This is a genomic window from Sediminicola luteus (assembly GCF_040566555.1).
Taxonomy (GTDB): Bacteria; Bacteroidota; Bacteroidia; order Flavobacteriales; family Flavobacteriaceae; genus Sediminicola.
Window position 1 is genome coordinate 322708 of the sequence record NZ_JBEWYP010000003.1, and the last position, 17688, is coordinate 340395.

Sequence of the window (17688 nt, forward strand, 5' to 3'; positions counted from 1 at the left end):
GACAATAAAAATCGCAAATAATTAAGAAAGCTTACTACTAATTAATTTAAGAAACTCATTTCGGGTCTCTTGTTTTTCAAATTGACCCCTAAATCCGGAAGTCGTGGTTACTGAGTTCTGTTTTTGCACCCCTCTCATCATCATACACATGTGCGAAGCTTCTATAACCACAGCAACTCCCTTAGGTTTTAAGGTGTTGTTTATACATTCCAAGATGTCATGTGTCAAACGCTCCTGAACTTGTAATCTTCTAGCAAACACATCTACAACACGTGGTATCTTACTCAATCCAACAATATGTCCGTTCGGAATATAGGCAATGTGCGCCTTTCCAAAAAATGGCAGCATATGGTGTTCACAAAGGGAATAAAGTTCAATATCCTTGATGATGACCATATCATCATAATCTTCCTTGAACATGGCTCCCTCTAAGATTTCCACAGCATCTTGTTTATAGCCCTGTGTTAAAAATAACATTGCTTTTGCTGCTCTTTCTGGCGTTTTTACCAAGCCTTCGCGGTTGACATCCTCCCCTATTTCATCAATAATACGGGAATACCTTTCCTGAACTTCTGCTGTAATTTCAAAATTGTACTCTTCTAAACTTTTATATGGCGACATATGCTTTTAGTATAATTATAGTAGTTTATTGCTGTAATATTTTTCTAACTTTTTAATTTTTGGGTCTATGATCACTTGACAATATCCTTGGGTTCTATGATCATTGTAATAATTGATATGTTCTTCTTCTGCATTATAAAAAGGTTTGGCCTCAGTAACTGCTGTTACCACTGGATTACCAAAAACATTATTTTGATTAAGTTCCTTTATAAACTGTTCGGCAATGGCTTTCTGATCATCATTTTGATAGAAAATTTCGCTTCTGTATTGGGTACCCACATCATTTGCCTGCCTATTTAATGTTGTAGGATCGTGTGTAGCAAAAAACACCTCCAACAGAGATTTAAATTGTATCTCCGAAGGATCGAAGGTTATTTTAATACTTTCGGCATGTCCAGTCCTTCCAGTAACTATTTCCCTGTAAGCAGGATTTTTTATATTACCTCCCGTATAACCCGGGATTACTTCTTTAACCCCACGTAAGCGTTGAAACACAGCTTCGGTACACCAAAAACATCCCCCTGCCAGTACTGCTATTTCAGAATTAGAATCATTCATAGATTTAATGTTTATCATTTTTAGACAAACGTTGAACAAATTTATTCATTTATTTATACTTTTCTTAAAATAAAATGATAAATCGGTCATAATTTTATTCTTCGATTGCCTTTACGCCATTTAACAGCATTTAAGTCGTTGCTTTTCCCCAGAACTATCCTTTGGATTACTATAATTATAAAAACATCAAACAATGGCTAATTTTGTAATGTTGGGCTTTATGATTACTTTCAACCCCTAAAAATAATTCATGATTCAGGCTTCCAATATCCAAAAATATTATGGTGAACTCAAGGTTCTTAAAGGAGTAGACCTACATATTAAAAAAGGTGAAATTGTTTCTATTGTTGGAGCTTCTGGTGCTGGAAAAACAACATTATTACAGATTTTGGGAACATTGGATAACCAGACCAATAAAAATGACAGTGAATTGTTCATCAATCAAATCAATGTTACCTCCTTAAATGATAAGGCGCTGGCCAGATTTAGAAACGAGCACATTGGTTTTATATTTCAGTTCCATCAACTATTACCTGAATTCACTGCATTGGAGAATGTTTGTATTCCTGCATTCATAAAAAAAACGCCAAAGGAACAAGCTGAAAAAAGAGCCAAAGAGCTTTTGGATTTTTTGGGCCTCTCCCATAGGTATCATCATAAACCAAGTGAACTGTCTGGCGGGGAACAACAAAGGGTGGCAGTTGCAAGGGCCTTGGTGAACAATCCTTCCATTATTTTTGCTGATGAGCCAAGTGGTAATTTAGATTCTGAAAGCGCGGACAACCTTCACCAACTTTTTTTTACATTGAGAGAACAATTCGGACAAACGTTCGTCATAGTAACCCACAATGAAGAATTGGCAGAAATGGCAGACAGGAAATTAGTCATGGTCGACGGACTCATTACTTCATAAACATGCTCTATAACGTATGGAAATATATTAAAAACCCAGTATATCGAGAGTATCACAATGCCCCCAGCGCTTACAAAAAGACTATTTTTCTTTCTTTATTAAAATGGAACTTGATAATTGGCCTGTCCATTGTACTATTTAACTACGCTCTTTCTAACATTTTAGGATTCAATATGGGAGAGCATTCTACAGAAAAATTGTTCTCGCAAAATTCTATTTGGATAATTTTCCTAACCGTTAGTATTATGGCCCCAATTGTGGAAGAAGTGTTGTTCAGAGGTCCATTAGTGTATTTTAGGAACAGTCCCTATTTTAAATATGCATTTTACACTTCGGTCCTACTATTCGGAATAGTCCATATTTTTAATTTCGAAGGAGACGCCCAACTATATTATTATACTCCTTTACTTATTGCTCCCCAACTGATAACTGGAATTTTCTTAGGATATATCCGAGTGAAACTTAGGCTCAAATGGTCTATCTTATTTCATGCTACCTTTAATACGGTACTAATAGGACCGGTAATGTTGCTAAAAATTCTAAATATTCCAATGGAATGAAAAAAACCGAACTAAAAGAATTTTTGGATGCCAAGGTAATTCAATACAACCATCCAGAATTTTTAGAAAGCGATCCCATTCAAATTCCCCATCTGTTTACCATAAAGGAAGATGTGGAGATCAGTGGATTTCTTACCGCCACCATTGCTTGGGGAAATAGAAAAAGTATTATTTCTAACGCCCATAAAATGATGGAACTTATGGATCATGCTCCGTATGATTTTATAAAAAACCATCAAGAGGATGATCTGGATAAGCTGCATAATTTTGTGCACAGGACATTTAATGGGATAGACCTGGTGTATTTTGTGAAAAGTCTTAAGAATATTTATCAATACAGGGGCGGACTGGAAGGCGTTTTTACAAGCAATCTTGACAAAAAGTCCATCCAACCTGCCATATCAAAATTTAAAGAAGTCTTCTTTGAGATCCCTCATCCAAAACGCACTACAAAACACATCTCTGATCCTGTAAAGGGCTCTGCAGCCAAACGGATCAACATGTATTTACGATGGATGGTCAGGGATAATACAACCGGAGTGGATTTTGGCTTATGGAAGAACATTCCCACCAGCATACTCTCTTGCCCGCTAGATGTACATTCGGGTAATGTTGCCAGAAAATTGGGATTATTAAAGCGCAAACAAAACGATGCCAAAGCCCTGGCTGAACTGGATTACAGCCTGCGCAAATTAGATTCAAAAGATCCAGTAAAATACGATTTTGCGCTCTTTGGATTGGGCGTTTTCGAAAAGTTTTAAAGCGTTTTGCACCAATTCTAAGTACATGTAAAGGTTTGAGTAAAATCTAAATTGGAATTAAAACGAATCGCCATCATGCAAAATTTATAATAGTTTTAACAGTTCACCCGTGTATTGCTTTACGTCTTTCCTTTATTAATAGTTAAATTTAAAACTTAATTAATCACCAAAAACTATGATAAAAAAAACTACCCTTTCTATTCTTCTTATTTCTTGTACCGTCTTGCTTTCCAAAGCCCAAGATAGAACCCTGCCCATAGACACTACCGTAGTCACACAACATAGTGTCACCGCGAATGGAGCTACATTTAGTTACACGGCTAAAACTGGGACCCAACCGGTTTGGGATGAATTGGGGAAACCCATAGCGGCCCTCCACTACACCTATTATACAAGAAACAATGTAAAGGACAGGGAGGAAAGGCCCTTGGTTATTTCCTTTAATGGCGGTCCGGGTTCAGGTTCCGTATGGATGCATTTGGCATATACAGGTCCCCGAATACTCAAGATTGACGATGAAGGCTTTCCTGTTCAACCTTATGGGGTAAAAGAAAATCCTTATTCGATTTTAGATGTTGCAGATATCGTTTACGTAAATCCAGCTAACACAGGATATTCTAGGACCATCCCTGTGAGTGGAAAGGAAGTAGATAGATCTAAATTTTTTGGCATCAATGCCGATATTAAATACCTGGCAGAGTGGTTGAACACCTTTGTTACCCGTAATAACAGATGGCGGTCCCCAAAATATATCATCGGTGAAAGCTACGGTGGCACCAGGGTAGCGGGATTGGCATTGGAACTACAGAACAGGCAATGGATGTACCTCAATGGGGTCATAATGGTTTCTCCGGCAGATTATAAAGTTATTCGTGTTGGCGGACCAGTATCCGACGCCTTGAACTTGCCATATTTTACAGCAGCGGCATGGTATCAAAAAGCTTTGGATCCGGCCTTACAGCAGAAAGATCTTCTGGAAATTTTACCGGAATCCGAAAATTATACCTTAAACACCCTTATTCCTGCCTTGTCTAAGGGAGGTTTTATTTCGGATACAGAAAAATTGGAGGTGGCTAAAAAAATGTCCTTCTACTCAGGACTTACAGAGAAAGAGATTTTGGAACACAATTTAGTTATTCCTACAAGTTATTTCTGGAAAGCACTATTAAGGGATAAAAGTGGGTACACTATTGGTCGATTGGATTCCCGTTATTTAGGGATGGATAAGCAATTGGCCGGTGATTCGCCAGATTACAACTCTGAGCTGACTTCTTGGTTGCATTCCTTTACCCCTGCCATAAACTATTATCTTCAGGAGGAATTGAAATTCAAAACTGATATGAAGTACAATATGTTCGGCCCAGTAAATCCTTGGGATGACAGCGATGACAATACGAGGGACAATTTAAGGCAGGCCATGGCCCAAAATCCCTATTTAAAAGTGATGTTCCAATCTGGGTATTACGATGGGGCAACAACGTACTTTAACGCCAAATATACCATGTGGCAGATTGATCCTAGCGGGCGCATGAAAGATCGATTTAGCTTTAAGGGATATAGAAGCGGGCATATGATGTATTTAAGAAGGGAAGATTTACAAAAAGCAAATAACGATATAAGAGAGTTTATTATTAATTCTAGTGCGACCGGTAAGTCGGCAAAATATTAGATGAAATTCTGTGACAGCCCATGAACTTGGGCTGTCATATTTTTAACAGCTTCGATACATCTTATTAAGTTCACATCAGGATGCTAAAATGTACATATAACTTTAAAAATAAAAGGGACCATATGGTTATGAAAATCACAGGTTCCTATATTTTTCAGGACTTTATCAAAATGCCAGAGATCATATTAGAAGCGTGCGAATCACATGGAAACTATAAAGTACTTTTGCTGGGAGAAGAATTAAAGGACACGGATGCTTCCACTATTGACCGTTTTTTTATTGGAGAAAGGATAGCAGAGGTTTTACGTTCCAAGGTAAAACTTGCTGTCGTGTGGCCCCCTGATCATATGACCAAACTTACCGAAAACGTAGCCGTAAACAGAGCAGCTTATATGCGTATGTTCGTGGAACCAAAAGAGGCAAAAAAATGGCTGTTGGACAAAGATGCCAGAGAACCAGGCGAATTGTTCAAAAAATAAATTCTAACCCTTATTCATTACTGTAACCGTTATCCCTTTTTCTTCCAATTTCTCTATTAATGACAATGAGATACCCTTATCTGTTATAATCTCATCTATTTGTTCCAAATCACATATTTTGGCAAAACTTTTTTTACCGAATTTCGAAGAATCAACCAATAGAATTATTTTTTGAGCAGCCGACAACATCCTTTTGTTCAACTGGGCCTCCTCTAAATGAGTGGTACTTAAACCGTATTCCAAGTCGATCCCATCAACACTCAAAAACAATTTACTGCAAGAGATATTATCAAGGATATAAGCAGCATAATTCCCCACTACCGAAGATGAACTATGACGCACGTAACCGCCTAATTGTAATACTTCCACTTCCTTAAACTTAATAAGCTCTAAAGTCACATTTAAAGAGGAGGTGATCACCGTTAATTTTCCTTTGGGCCTAATACACCTGGCCAAAGCCTGCACGGTAGTACCGGAAGCGATCATTATGGAATCATTTTCCAGTATGAGTTGGGCTGCTGCTTCTGCTATTTCATTTTTTTGGGAGACCGAAATCTTTTCCTTCTCATTAACAGGCCTATCATTTATATAAGGATTATCCAATGAAGCTCCCCCATGGGTTCTAAATAAGAGCCCTTTTTCTTCCAAAATTTTTAAATCCTTTCTAATGGTTACCGCAGAAACATTCAAGCTTTTGCAGAGATACGATACTTCCACATACTTTTCTTCCTGCAGTCTTTCCAGAATATCTTGATGTCTTTTCATAATGCAAATATGTAATAAAATGAAACTTAAAGTTTATAAAAATTATATAAATGATCAAATATAATTATTTTTAGCTTCATTTAATTTCGTTTTAGTTTCGAAATGTTTTTTTATTATGATTATTTGTATTACTATTGAATGGATTTAAAAGTAAAATGTGTGAATATTTTTGAAAGAGAAACCATTCTTAAAGGGCTAAAAAGTACCAAAAACTGGGATGTTATAATTATAGGTGGTGGTGCCACAGGTCTGGGTATAGCTTTAGATAGTGTTACTAGGGGCTATAAAACGGTACTATTGGAACAAGTAGATTTCGCAAAAGGGACATCTAGCAGAAGTACAAAATTGGTACACGGTGGGGTTCGGTATTTGGCTCAAGGCGATATAGGTTTGGTTAAAGAGGCCTTATATGAAAGAGGGTTAATGCTAAAAAATGCTGCACATTTGGTATCAAATCAGTCCTTTATCATACCCAATTATAGATGGTGGGATGGTATCTTTTATACCACAGGTCTCAAAATATATGACCTCTTGGCTGGAAAATTAAGTTTGGGAAAATCTTTCCATATCAATAAAAAAGAAACTCATAATAGATTAAAAACCCTCAATACCGAACATTTAAAAGGAGGCGTTGTTTATCAAGATGGTCAATTTGATGATTCTAGATTGGCTATCAATATTGCCCAAACAGCAATCGAGAATGGGGCTACCGTTCTCAATTATTTTGAAGTCCAAAAGTTGACAAAGGATGATACAGGAACTATTAACGGTGTAATTGCAATTGACAGGGAGTCAGGCACGGACTATACCCTCCATGGCAAGGTGGTCATCAATGCCACTGGTGTATTTACAGATGAAATATTACAAATGGATAATGAATATGCCAAAAATATGGTACGCCCCAGTCAGGGGATACACTTTGTTTTGGATAAATCATTTTTACCTGGGGATGATGCCATCATGATTCCAAAAACCGATGACGGACGAGTCCTTTTCTTGGTACCTTGGCACGATAAGGTTGTAGTGGGGACCACTGATACTGTATTGGACAGTCATAGCCTGGAACCGATAGCCTTGGAAGAGGAAATCAACTTTATTCTCACTACCGCCAATAGATACTTGACCAAAAAAGTCGAAAGAAAAGATGTCCTTAGCATATATGCGGGACTAAGGCCTTTAGCGGCGCCACAAGATGAGTCTGAAAAAACAAAGGAAATATCTAGAAGCCATAAAATAATTGTCTCCAATTCTGGACTAGTCACCATAACTGGAGGTAAATGGACCACCTATCGAAGAATGGCACAGGATACCTTGAACAAGGTTATTGAAATAGGGAAATTGAAAAAGAAGGTCTGTAAAACCGCTTCTCTTGCAATACATGGTTCTACTGATATCATGGACCGTAACAATCACTTATATATCTATGGTACGGATTACCAAGAAATTAAGAAGTTAATACAAAAAGATCCTGAACTTGGAGAAAAACTACATCCAAATTTAGATTATCTGAAGGCAGAAGTGGTTTGGGCCGTAAGAAATGAAATGGCCCGGACTATTGAGGATGTACTTGCCAGACGTGTTAGGGCTCTATTTCTTGATGCAAGGGCAGCAGTAGAAATGGCGCCTTTAGTTGCCGAAATTTTGGCACAGGAACTCGAAAAGTCTTTAGAATGGAAAACATCACAAATCTTAGCATTCAATGCTATAGCGAAAAATTATATCTTAAAAAGCCAACCAACAACTTAAATTATTAACCCATAGATTTTGGATAAATCTTTATAAATTTAATATATGGACCAATATATTCTTGCCCTAGATCAGGGCACAACCAGTTCCCGAGCCGTCATTTTCAATAAAAAAGGAAACATTGTTTCCATTGCCCAAAAGGAGTTTACCCAATATTTTCCACAACCGGGCTGGGTAGAACATGATCCCATGGAAATTTGGTCCACCCAAGCTGGGATAGCTGCGGAAGCCTTAGTAAAGAAAGGGTTGAACGGGAGTAACATTGCGGCAATAGGGATTACGAACCAACGGGAAACGGTAGTAGTTTGGGACAAAAAGACTGGAGAACCTGTCTATAATGCGATTGTTTGGCAGGACAAAAGAACCGCCGAATATTGCGATGAATTAAAGGAACAGGGCAAATCTGATCTTATCAGAAAAAAAACGGGATTGGTCATTGATTCTTACTTTTCTGCAACTAAAGTAAAATGGATCTTAGACAATGTAGAGGGCGCACGAAAAAGGGCCAATGAAGGAGATTTAATTATGGGGACTATTGATACGTGGTTAGTATGGAAGATGACCTTGGGAGAAAATCATATCACCGATGTCACCAATGCCTCTAGAACCCTTATTTTCAACATCAATACCATGTCATGGGATGATGAATTATTAGCGCTTTTTGATATCCCAAAGAGTATGCTTCCGGAAGTCAAACAGTCCAGTGAGCTTTACGGACATACCTCTGGAACCATCATTGCAAGCAAAATACCCATTGCCGGAATTGCGGGAGATCAGCAAGCAGCATTATTTGGTCAAATGTGCACCAAACCTGGGATGGTTAAAAATACCTATGGCACCGGTTGTTTTATGCTTATGAATATTGGAGAGAAACCAATAGTTTCCAAGAATAATTTATTGACCACCGTTGCCTGGAAAATAAATGGAAAAACTACCTATGCCTTTGAAGGAAGTGTCTTTATTGCTGGTGCTGTGGTACAATGGCTAAGGGACGGACTGAAGATTATAAAAACATCATCCGATGTTGAAAAACTTGCTGGTTCTGTCAGCGATGCAGAAGGGGTGTATTTTGTGCCTGCCTTCGCTGGGTTAGGTGCCCCATATTGGAACCAAAAAGCACAAGGGACAATATTTGGGATTACTAGAGGAACTACGGATGCCCATATTGCTAGAGCTGCCATTGAATCAATAGCCTATCAAACTATGGATATACTAAAGGCTATGGAAGCTGATGCAGAACTAACCATAAAAGAATTAAGGGTAGATGGCGGGGCAACGGTGAACGATACCCTAATGCAATTTCAATCAGATGTTCTAAATACCACTACCGTCAGGCCCAAAGTAATAGAGACTACAGTTATGGGCGCGGCCTACCTGGCCGGTTTGGCAGTTGGATATTGGGATAGTCTTGAGGAAATACAAGAAATCTGGCAAACCGATGTACACTTTAACCCTACCACAGAACGCGCAGGTATAGACAAAGGAATTAAAGGATGGTACAAGGCCATCGCGGCCTTACAATTTTGGGCAAAATAATCACACTAAACAAACCATTTAAATTATGACACCTTTTATAGCAGAAATTATTGGCACAGGCCTACTCATTTTATTGGGTGGAGGCGTCGTAGCCAATGTAGTATTGAACAAAACAGCCGGTAATAATAGTGGCTGGATAGTTATTACCACTGGATGGGCACTTGCAGTCTATATTGGGGTTGTTGTCTCAGCACCTTACAGCGGAGCTCATTTAAACCCCGCAGTGAGCATAGGCTTGGCTTTTGCGGGTAAATTTGACTGGGAGTTGGTCCCTTTATTTATTCTTGCCCAATTTATAGGTGCCATGATAGGTTCTTTTCTAGTATGGGCCGTATATAGAAATCATTTTAGCGCTACAGACAATGGGGATGCAAAAAAAGCAGTTTTTTGCACGGCTCCGGCAATTAGACATTATCCAACGAATCTAATTAGTGAGATCGTAGGGACTTTTGTATTGATATTCACAATTTTGTATTTCACGGATGCTTCAATAACAGACTCCGAAACCGCCGTAGGCCTGGGTTCAGTGGGAGCAATTCCCGTGGCTTTTCTGGTTTGGGCGATCGGACTTTCATTAGGTGGCACCACTGGGTATGCAATTAATCCCGCAAGGGACTTAGGCCCTAGAATTGTTCATGCTCTCTTGCCCATCAAAAATAAGAACGGTAATGACTGGGGATATGCCTGGATCCCAGTATTAGGACCAATAGTGGGCGCATCATTGGCGGCACTTCTTTCAATAATTCTTAACTAACCAATTTTATGAGACTCAATCCACAAGTAAATAATCACAACATCCTTTTAATCTTTTTTACAGCTTTATTCATTAGTACTGGTCCAGTTGTATTTGGGCAGGGAACCGATAAATTTATATATGGGGATGCACTTCCCGACGCTCCAGAATTGGCAGTGAGGGGTGAACATAAGGTTGGTGTACGTACCTTGGATTTCGTTAATCCCAAACAAATAGATATTCTCAATGCTAAGGAGGGCATTGCTCCCTTATATGATAGACCGTTAAAAATTGAAGTATGGTATCCGGCTATGCTTGATGGGAATACTCCCGAGGTTGTTGTTTATGATCAAGTAATGGGTTCCTCAAATGATGAAAAGAGACCTTTGATCCCTTTCACCTTTAAGGGCAGGGCAGCAAAAGACGCTTCCCCCCTCTCCAAAGACGGACCTTTTCCTTTGGTCATAGTTTCCCATGGGTATTTGGGTTCTAGGTTACTCCTTACCTATTTAACTGAAAACTTGGCCTCAAAAGGTTATATCGTGGTGGCCATAGATCATACGGATTCTACGTTTAAAGATGCTGGCGGATTTCAAAGCACATTATTGAACAGACCTAAGGATATTTTGTTTACGCTTAACAAAATTGACGAACTCAACAAACCAAAATCGGGTAGTTTCCTATCTGGATTAATTGATATGAATAATTCCGCTATTATTGGATATTCCATGGGTGGTTACGGCGTTTTAAATGTAGCTGGAGCAGGATATAGCGACCAATTAAAGACTTTTTTCGGAACCATGACTGGCGGCAATACTGCCATTACTAGTCTTGTTTCCAATGACCCGCAATTCGTGGGCGGCAAGGATCCTAGGATAAAGGCTGTTGTTGCCTTTGCACCTTGGGGCATGGAAAGAGGTGTATGGGACCTTGAGGGTCTCAAGGGCCTAAAAACCCCCACTTTTTTTATTGCCGGTGATCAAGATGACATTTCCGGCTATGATAAAGGAATTAAGGCCATTTATAGCGGCAGTGTCAATGCAGATAGATATTTACTTACCTATGCCAATGGCAGACATAATGTGGCGCCCAACCCACCTCCGGTAGAATCTTTACAAGAGGGGCTGCACATAGATGAATATTACCGTTATGCGGAACCTTCGTGGGATTCCCGACGAATGAACAATATAAACCAACACTTTGTTACCGCGTTTATTGGGCTACATTTAAAAGCCAAAAAGGATTACGCAAAATATTTGAATCTTCAGGAGAATTCCAATGGGCAAGATTGGTTCGGGTTCGTTCCCAGGTCATCGACGGGAATGGAGCTGTTGCACACGATGCCTGCGGAATAATTTATTGTGGAAAGTTAAGTAAACAAAGGGCTCCAACTACTTAGTTCGGAGCCCTTTTCTTATTTAAATAAAATGATATGTTACATAAATCATAAATTCTTATAATGCGTTAAAATCCATCTCGATTAAACATCGATTCTCCATATCAATTTGATACTTTTGCCGGAGTTATGATATTTCAAAAAGAACTTATATTTCCGGAAATAGCCCATGTGCTATACGATTATTTTATTTCGATTGGTTTTTCAGAAACCGCGGCGAAGTATTTTAATATGTTAGGCCTGCTTTTGGCGATGCTTCTAATTATTAGCATCTTGGATTTTATCATTAGAAAAATCTTAATCCAGGCTTTTACTGCGTTTGCCAAAAAGACTACTACAACTTTTGATGATTATTTGGTGATCAACAAAGTGCCAAGAAACGTTGCCCATATTGTTCCCCTATTCATTGCTTTGGAATTTATGCCCACAGTGCTGATCGATTATAAGTATGCGGACAGTATAGCAGAAAAAGGACTTCATGTATTTAGCATCATATTGACCCTCTGGATCGTTCGCAGTTTATTGAACACCCTAAAGAGCTATTTTAAGACCTTGCCCCACCTCAGGGACAAACCCATAGATAGCTACATTCAGGTGTTTATGATCTTTGCGTGGATCATAGGTGTAGCCTCTGCCCTGGCTATTGTTACCGGATTTGAGTTTATTAAATTCATTACCACCCTTGGGGCGGCTTCTGCCGTGATTATTTTAATATTTAAGGATACTATTTTAGGATTTGTAGCCAGTATTCAAGTGTCCATTAATGACATGGTCCGTATTGGGGATTGGATCACCTTTGAGAAATATGGGGCAGATGGTGATGTTACCGAAATAAATTTAGCCACTGTAAAGGTTCGAAATTTTGATTATACAACCACTACCATCCCTACCTACGCCTTAATTTCAGATTCTTTCAAAAACTGGAGGAGTATGGTAAACTCAGACGGAAGAAGGATAAAAAGGGCACTGATCATCAAACAAAAGAGCATCAAGTATCTCACTAAGGAAGATATTGAAAGGCTAAAGGGCATAGGTCTTCTTACAGCTTACTTGGAAAAAAGGGAAAATGATATAGATACCTATAATACATCTAACAATATCAACAAGGAATTGGCAATTAATGGAAGAAATTTGACCAATATTGGTGTTTTTAGAAAATATGTGGAGAGTTATGTAGCCAGTCACTCGGGCATTAATAAAAATATGATGCTTATGGCCAGGCACCTTGCGCCTACCTCCCAAGGGATCCCATTAGAGGTATATGCCTTTAGCAGCGATAGGAGATGGGAAAATTATGAGTACATAATGGCAGATATTTTTGACCATCTTTTGGCTGCTGTCCCTTATTTTGAGTTGGAGCTATTTGAACTCCCCGATAATTCTGTTCCCCCTATGCCTATGTCATCTTAACCTTGTCCTCTTAATAATCTTATATTCTTGTTAAAGCCCTTTATTTAATAGGGGCCGTCAATTATCTTTACCCCAAAAAAATTGCAGCTGTCAAAGAATCTTTTAAATAATTTTTTTTTCATTCTTAAAGGATTCCATTTTGGCGGTATTATTACAATTGGCTTATGCAACAAATAGAAAAAATTGAAAGAGAAATCGATGGTTTAAGACAACAATTGGCCACTCATCAATTGTATGCGAACTTATCAGAAGTTGATGATATTAGGGTTTTCATGCAGCATCATGTATTTGCTGTTTGGGATTTCATGTCCTTGCTCAAGGCCCTTCAAATAAATTTAACCTGTACGACCGTGCCATGGACCCCAAGATCAAACGCAACATTGGCAAGGTTTATCAATGAAATTGTACATGGGGAGGAAAGCGATATTGACGAACTAGGAGAGCCAAAAAGTCATTTTGACATGTATTTGGATGCCATGGATCAGATTAAGGCTGACACTTCTAAAATTAATCAATTCATTGGGCTGATAAATGAGACCAATCAGGTTTCAGAGGCCTGTGACACCATTAACTTGGAGAGTGGAGTTCGGGAATTTGTGGAGTTCACTTTTAAAATTATCTCAACTGATAAGCCACATTTGATTGCTTCGGCCTTTACATTTGGTAGGGAAGATTTGATTCCCGATATGTTTATTGAAATTATAAAGAATGAAGAAAAGGGTGATACCTCCAAATCCTACAGCAAACTTTCTTATTACCTAAAAAGGCATATAGAAATAGATGGTGATGAGCACGGTCCTTTATCCCTGAAAATGGTTTCGGAATTATGTGGTGAGGATCAAACTAAATGGGAAGAGTGCCTAGTAGTTGCAAAACAGGCTTTGGAACAAAGAATAAAATTATGGGATTTCATTACAAGACAAATTGAAGCCAAAAAATTACAGCTGCAAAATTAATAGCATTATTCTTGTTGGTGCGTGAAGCTGGGGTAAGGATTAAATAAAATTTAGAACATGAAAGATTTAAGGACAACGAATATATTATTACTGGTCATAGTAGTGCCCTTGGTTTTTTATTTGCTCAAAATATTATCTTTTATTTTTATACCACTGGTGTCCTCTATGTTTATTGCATTACTCTTTTTACCATTAATGAGAGGCATGAACAAGAAAAGAATTCCAAAACCAATCAGTATTTTGGTCATTGTCTTGATCATCGCTGGGATATTTAAAATTGGAGGTGAATTAATACAGCTCACCAGTAATGAAATACTATCTACCGACCAATCCTTTTTAATGCAGGCAGAGGATAAATTAAATATCATAATTGTCGATCTTGAAGAATCCATGGGTATGGAATTGGTCGAAGGCACAGATATTTATGGTCAATTTCTAAATAAGGACAGCATTATGCAAAATTTTGTCCCTACCCTTAGCTTTCTTGGTAGTACCTTAACCATGCTGCTTATGACCGTATTTTTTGCGGTATTATGGCTTTCAGAATCTATAAACGTTCAAAAACTATTGAATTCTACCATTATCAAACAAAAACATGCATCGGTCAGGACCTTTATAAAAATTGAGAATGACCTGATAAAATTTATTAAGGTGAAGTTTTTGGTAAGTTTCTTTACCGGTGTAGGTACAGGTTTGGCCTGTTATTTTTTTGATGTGAATTTCCCTATTTTTTGGGGGCTATTTGCCTTTCTTATCAATTTTGTACAAATGATAGGATCCTTTGCCACGGTAATATTATTGAGTATTTTTGCCTTTGTCGGTCTTGATTCAGTGAACGTACTTCTTTTCTTTATTCTTACGATAACGGGAGTACAGGTTTTATTTGGTTCTATATTGGAGCCAATCTTCATGGGCAAGTCATTTTCCATCAATATAATTACTATCTTGGTAATGCTCATGCTATGGGGATATATCTGGGGAGTCCCAGGTTTAATTTTAGCAATCCCAATCACAGTGTTCATCAAAGTCATATTGGAACAGTTCCCCGGAACCAAAATAATTGCCAAGATCATTTCTGGTGATGAAATAAAGGTAGATTTGGGCCTGGGCTCAATTAGAAAGGTATCTTAATATCCTTGACTGCAATAGTATCCTGACCCAAAATAAATCTAAAGATGTGGTTGCCGAAATTAACTTTAATCACCCTATTCCTAACTATATTCATGACTGGATCTATGGCTGCCCAAGATTGGGCGAATTTAAATAAATATAAGGAAGCCAATATAGCTTTGGAAAAAGAGGTGCATTCAGAGGACCGTATTGTTTTTATGGGTAATTCCATTACCGAAGGTTGGATCGATCACAACCCAGAATTTTTTAATAACAAGGGATATGTCAACAGAGGTATCAGCGGACAGACCACCCCACAAATGTTGCTTCGCTTCAGACAGGATGTTTTGGACCTTAAGCCAAAAGTGGTAGTACTGTTGGCCGGTATCAATGATATTGCTGGAAATACTGGACCATCCACCCAAAAAATGATTGAGGACAATATATTTTCAATGGCAGAATTGGCAAAAGCACATGGCATTAAAGTAGTTTTATCCTCCGTTTTACCAGCATCTGATTTTCCGTGGGCCCCAGGATTGGAGCCTTCAATGAAAGTTATTGCTTTGAATACATCGCTCAAGCAGTATGCCGAAATCAACGGCCATGTATATTTGGACTATTTCTCAAATATGGTAGATTCTAACAATGGCTTACAAAAGATTTACACATACGATGGGATCCATCCAAATGCCCTGGGTTATAAAATTATGGGACCTCTTGCTAAAGCTGCTATTCAAAAGGCATTACAATAAAGAATATTGCTTTATTATCAATGGGGTAATCTGATATTAGAACATAGTACTTGTTCCCTAAAAGCTGATGTTCACAAATAATCACTTATTGTAACCATACCAAATGATTTTTTTTCAAATCATAATTAATCGATACCTTTAAAACTCTAATTAGTAGTTGTTAAAATGAAAGAAATTGAAAATATTGAGCTTAAATATTTAAGCATAGATGATTACCAAGAGCTTAAAACTGCAATGATTGCCTCCTATACCAATTTTCCCAATTCGTACTGGAGGGAACATCAAATTGATATCTTGATCAAAAAATTTCCTGAGGGCCAAGTTGTACTTAAGATCAACAACCAGATTGTTGGTTGTGCCCTCTCCATAATTGTGGATTATGATAAATTTGATGACCAGCATACCTATCAGGAAATAACTGGAGATTATATGTTTTCTACGCATAGCCCAGATGGAGATGTTCTTTACGGCATTGATGTTTTTATTAAACCTGAATTCAGGGGAATGCGATTGGGCAGAAGACTCTATGATTACAGAAAGGAATTATGCGAAAGACTCAATTTAAAAGGAGTTGCCTTTGGGGGAAGAATCCCAAATTATCATAAGTACTCAAAGGATATATCACCTAAGGAATATATTGCCAAGGTAAAGAGAAAAGAGATCAATGATCCTGTCCTTAATTTTCAAATGGCCAATGATTTCCATCCCGAAAAATTATTGAAAGGGTATCAAGAGGGCGATGAAGCCTCAGGTGAGTATGCTGTTTTATTGAAATGGGACAATATTTACTATACAAAACCCCAAAAGAAGGCCGAGACTACAAAAACATTGATTAGACTAGGCCTCATACAATGGCAAATGCGTCCTTATAAAAATTTGGAGGAACTGATGCAGCAAGTTGAGTACTTTGTTGATGCGGTATCAGGATATAGATCAGATTTTGCTTTATTTCCAGAGTTTTTCAATGCGCCCTTAATGGCCGAAAACAACCATCTATCGGAACCAGCGGCCATTAGGGAGCTGGCCAAACACACGGAAGCCATTGTAGAGCAGTTTACCAAATTGTCCATCAGCTATAACATCAATATTATTTCTGGAAGTATGCCGGAAATAATTGATGGCCGACTTTATAATGTTGGGTATTTGTGTAAGCGTGATGGTACCAGGGAACGTTACGAAAAACTACATGTTACTCCCGATGAAGCTAAAGTCTGGGGTCTACAAGGTGGGAGCCAATTAAAAACTTTCGATACTGATTGTGGTAAAATTGGAATCCTGATCTGTTATGATTCCGAGTTTCCTGAACTGAGCAGAATATTGGCCGATGATGGAATGGATATCTTATTTGTTCCTTATTTGACAGATACACAAAATGGATTCTCAAGAGTGCGGAACTGTGCTCAGGCCAGGGCTATTGAAAATGAATGCTATGTTGCAATTGCGGGGAGTGTAGGAAACCTTCCCAAAGTGCACAATATGGACATCCAATATGCACAATCCATGGTCTTTACACCTTGCGACTTCTCGTTTCCTGCGAACGGAATAAAAGCTGAGGCCACACCAAATACGGAAATGATCTTGATTGTTGATGTTGATGTGGAATTGCTTCGTGAATTAAACCAATTTGGTGCCGTGAAGAATTTAAGGGATAGAAGAAAAGACCTTTTTGAATTAAAGAAACTTTAGGTAAAACCCTGAATATAGTATAGGTCCAAGTCATTGA

The 17688-nt window shown here is 38.2% G+C and carries 17 protein-coding genes; 14 read left to right on the top strand and 3 right to left on the bottom strand.

What is annotated here, in order from left to right; genetic code table 11:
• Positions 1–21: 21 nt before the first annotated feature.
• Positions 22–621 (bottom strand): GTP cyclohydrolase I FolE, encoded by a 600-nt coding sequence (folE, locus tag ABXZ32_RS07745; protein ID WP_354618103.1) that lies wholly within the window; start codon positions 619–621, stop codon positions 22–24.
• A 15-nt stretch (positions 622–636) separates the two neighbouring features.
• Positions 637–1179: a peptide-methionine (S)-S-oxide reductase MsrA gene (msrA, locus tag ABXZ32_RS07750; RefSeq protein ID WP_354618104.1), complete on the bottom strand. Its 543-nt coding sequence runs from the start codon at positions 1177–1179 to the stop codon at positions 637–639.
• Between the two features lie 250 nt (positions 1180–1429).
• Here msrA and ABXZ32_RS07755 point away from each other — a divergent pair, with 250 nt between their 5' ends.
• From ABXZ32_RS07755 to ABXZ32_RS07775, 5 genes are all read left to right on the top strand, one after another.
• Positions 1430–2092 (top strand): ABC transporter ATP-binding protein, encoded by a 663-nt coding sequence (locus ABXZ32_RS07755; RefSeq protein WP_354618105.1) that lies wholly within the window; start codon positions 1430–1432, stop codon positions 2090–2092.
• Positions 2093–2265: 173 nt separating this feature from the next.
• The gene (locus ABXZ32_RS07760) at positions 2266–2652 is read left to right on the top strand and encodes a CPBP family intramembrane glutamic endopeptidase (RefSeq protein WP_354618106.1); all 387 of its coding nucleotides are present in this window, start codon (positions 2266–2268) and stop codon (positions 2650–2652) included.
• The gene (locus ABXZ32_RS07765; RefSeq protein ID WP_354618107.1) at positions 2649–3413 is read left to right on the top strand and encodes a TIGR02757 family protein; all 765 of its coding nucleotides are present in this window, start codon (positions 2649–2651) and stop codon (positions 3411–3413) included. Before ABXZ32_RS07760 ends, ABXZ32_RS07765 begins: the two co-directional genes overlap by 4 nt.
• Positions 3414–3588: 175 nt before the next feature.
• Complete coding sequence (locus ABXZ32_RS07770; RefSeq protein ID WP_354618108.1) at positions 3589–5082, top strand: S10 family peptidase; 1494 nt, start codon at positions 3589–3591, stop codon at positions 5080–5082.
• 122 nt (positions 5083–5204) lie between these two features.
• The gene (locus ABXZ32_RS07775; RefSeq protein ID WP_354618109.1) at positions 5205–5561 is read left to right on the top strand and encodes a hypothetical protein; all 357 of its coding nucleotides are present in this window, start codon (positions 5205–5207) and stop codon (positions 5559–5561) included.
• A gap of 3 nt (positions 5562–5564) precedes the next feature.
• Here the strand turns inward: ABXZ32_RS07775 and ABXZ32_RS07780 are convergent, their stop codons facing one another.
• Positions 5565–6326: a DeoR/GlpR family DNA-binding transcription regulator gene (locus ABXZ32_RS07780; RefSeq protein WP_354618110.1), complete on the bottom strand. Its 762-nt coding sequence runs from the start codon at positions 6324–6326 to the stop codon at positions 5565–5567.
• 138 nt (positions 6327–6464) lie between these two features.
• On the opposite strand from ABXZ32_RS07780, the gene ABXZ32_RS07785 reads away from it, so the two are divergent.
• The 9 genes from ABXZ32_RS07785 (at position 6465) to ABXZ32_RS07825 (ending at position 17651) form a co-directional block, all read left to right on the top strand.
• Entirely contained in the window at positions 6465–8072 is a 1608-nt protein-coding gene (locus tag ABXZ32_RS07785; protein ID WP_354618111.1) for a glycerol-3-phosphate dehydrogenase/oxidase, read from the top strand.
• A 45-nt stretch (positions 8073–8117) separates the two neighbouring features.
• Positions 8118–9608, top strand: a complete 1491-nt coding sequence (gene glpK / locus ABXZ32_RS07790; RefSeq protein ID WP_354618112.1) for a glycerol kinase GlpK — start codon at positions 8118–8120, stop codon at positions 9606–9608.
• Positions 9609–9633: 25 nt separating this feature from the next.
• Entirely contained in the window at positions 9634–10362 is a 729-nt protein-coding gene (locus tag ABXZ32_RS07795; RefSeq protein ID WP_354618113.1) for an MIP/aquaporin family protein, read from the top strand.
• An 8-nt stretch (positions 10363–10370) separates the two neighbouring features.
• Positions 10371–11696, top strand: a complete 1326-nt coding sequence (locus tag ABXZ32_RS07800; RefSeq protein WP_354618114.1) for an alpha/beta hydrolase family protein — start codon at positions 10371–10373, stop codon at positions 11694–11696.
• 170 nt (positions 11697–11866) lie between these two features.
• On the top strand, positions 11867–13147 hold the full coding sequence (locus ABXZ32_RS07805) for a mechanosensitive ion channel family protein (RefSeq protein ID WP_354618115.1): 1281 nt from the start codon (positions 11867–11869) through the stop codon (positions 13145–13147).
• A gap of 164 nt (positions 13148–13311) precedes the next feature.
• Positions 13312–14103 (top strand): DUF3050 domain-containing protein, encoded by a 792-nt coding sequence (locus ABXZ32_RS07810; protein WP_354618116.1) that lies wholly within the window; start codon positions 13312–13314, stop codon positions 14101–14103.
• A gap of 57 nt (positions 14104–14160) precedes the next feature.
• Positions 14161–15234, top strand: coding sequence for an AI-2E family transporter (locus ABXZ32_RS07815; protein WP_354618117.1), 1074 nt, complete (start codon positions 14161–14163; stop codon positions 15232–15234).
• A gap of 92 nt (positions 15235–15326) precedes the next feature.
• On the top strand, positions 15327–15965 hold the full coding sequence (locus ABXZ32_RS07820; protein WP_354618118.1) for an SGNH/GDSL hydrolase family protein: 639 nt from the start codon (positions 15327–15329) through the stop codon (positions 15963–15965).
• Between the two features lie 165 nt (positions 15966–16130).
• On the top strand, positions 16131–17651 hold the full coding sequence (locus ABXZ32_RS07825; RefSeq protein ID WP_354618119.1) for a bifunctional GNAT family N-acetyltransferase/carbon-nitrogen hydrolase family protein: 1521 nt from the start codon (positions 16131–16133) through the stop codon (positions 17649–17651).
• Positions 17652–17688 lie beyond the last annotated feature (37 nt).

Coding starts and splice junctions, on each gene's coding strand:
- ABXZ32_RS07810 (WP_354618116.1), top strand. CDS start 13,312: ATGCAACAAATAGAAAAAATTGAAAGAGAAATCGATGGTTTAAGACAA.
- ABXZ32_RS07755 (WP_354618105.1), top strand. CDS start 1,430: ATGATTCAGGCTTCCAATATCCAAAAATATTATGGTGAACTCAAGGTT.
- ABXZ32_RS07785 (WP_354618111.1), top strand. CDS start 6,465: ATGGATTTAAAAGTAAAATGTGTGAATATTTTTGAAAGAGAAACCATT.
- folE (WP_354618103.1), bottom strand. CDS start 621: ATGTCGCCATATAAAAGTTTAGAAGAGTACAATTTTGAAATTACAGCA.
- ABXZ32_RS07760 (WP_354618106.1), top strand. CDS start 2,266: ATGGGAGAGCATTCTACAGAAAAATTGTTCTCGCAAAATTCTATTTGG.
- ABXZ32_RS07805 (WP_354618115.1), top strand. CDS start 11,867: ATGATATTTCAAAAAGAACTTATATTTCCGGAAATAGCCCATGTGCTA.
- ABXZ32_RS07795 (WP_354618113.1), top strand. CDS start 9,634: ATGACACCTTTTATAGCAGAAATTATTGGCACAGGCCTACTCATTTTA.
- ABXZ32_RS07820 (WP_354618118.1), top strand. CDS start 15,327: ATGACTGGATCTATGGCTGCCCAAGATTGGGCGAATTTAAATAAATAT.
- ABXZ32_RS07780 (WP_354618110.1), bottom strand. CDS start 6,326: ATGAAAAGACATCAAGATATTCTGGAAAGACTGCAGGAAGAAAAGTAT.
- msrA (WP_354618104.1), bottom strand. CDS start 1,179: ATGAATGATTCTAATTCTGAAATAGCAGTACTGGCAGGGGGATGTTTT.
- ABXZ32_RS07800 (WP_354618114.1), top strand. CDS start 10,371: ATGAGACTCAATCCACAAGTAAATAATCACAACATCCTTTTAATCTTT.
- ABXZ32_RS07770 (WP_354618108.1), top strand. CDS start 3,589: ATGATAAAAAAAACTACCCTTTCTATTCTTCTTATTTCTTGTACCGTC.
- ABXZ32_RS07825 (WP_354618119.1), top strand. CDS start 16,131: ATGAAAGAAATTGAAAATATTGAGCTTAAATATTTAAGCATAGATGAT.
- glpK (WP_354618112.1), top strand. CDS start 8,118: ATGGACCAATATATTCTTGCCCTAGATCAGGGCACAACCAGTTCCCGA.
- ABXZ32_RS07775 (WP_354618109.1), top strand. CDS start 5,205: ATGGTTATGAAAATCACAGGTTCCTATATTTTTCAGGACTTTATCAAA.
- ABXZ32_RS07815 (WP_354618117.1), top strand. CDS start 14,161: ATGAAAGATTTAAGGACAACGAATATATTATTACTGGTCATAGTAGTG.
- ABXZ32_RS07765 (WP_354618107.1), top strand. CDS start 2,649: ATGAAAAAAACCGAACTAAAAGAATTTTTGGATGCCAAGGTAATTCAA.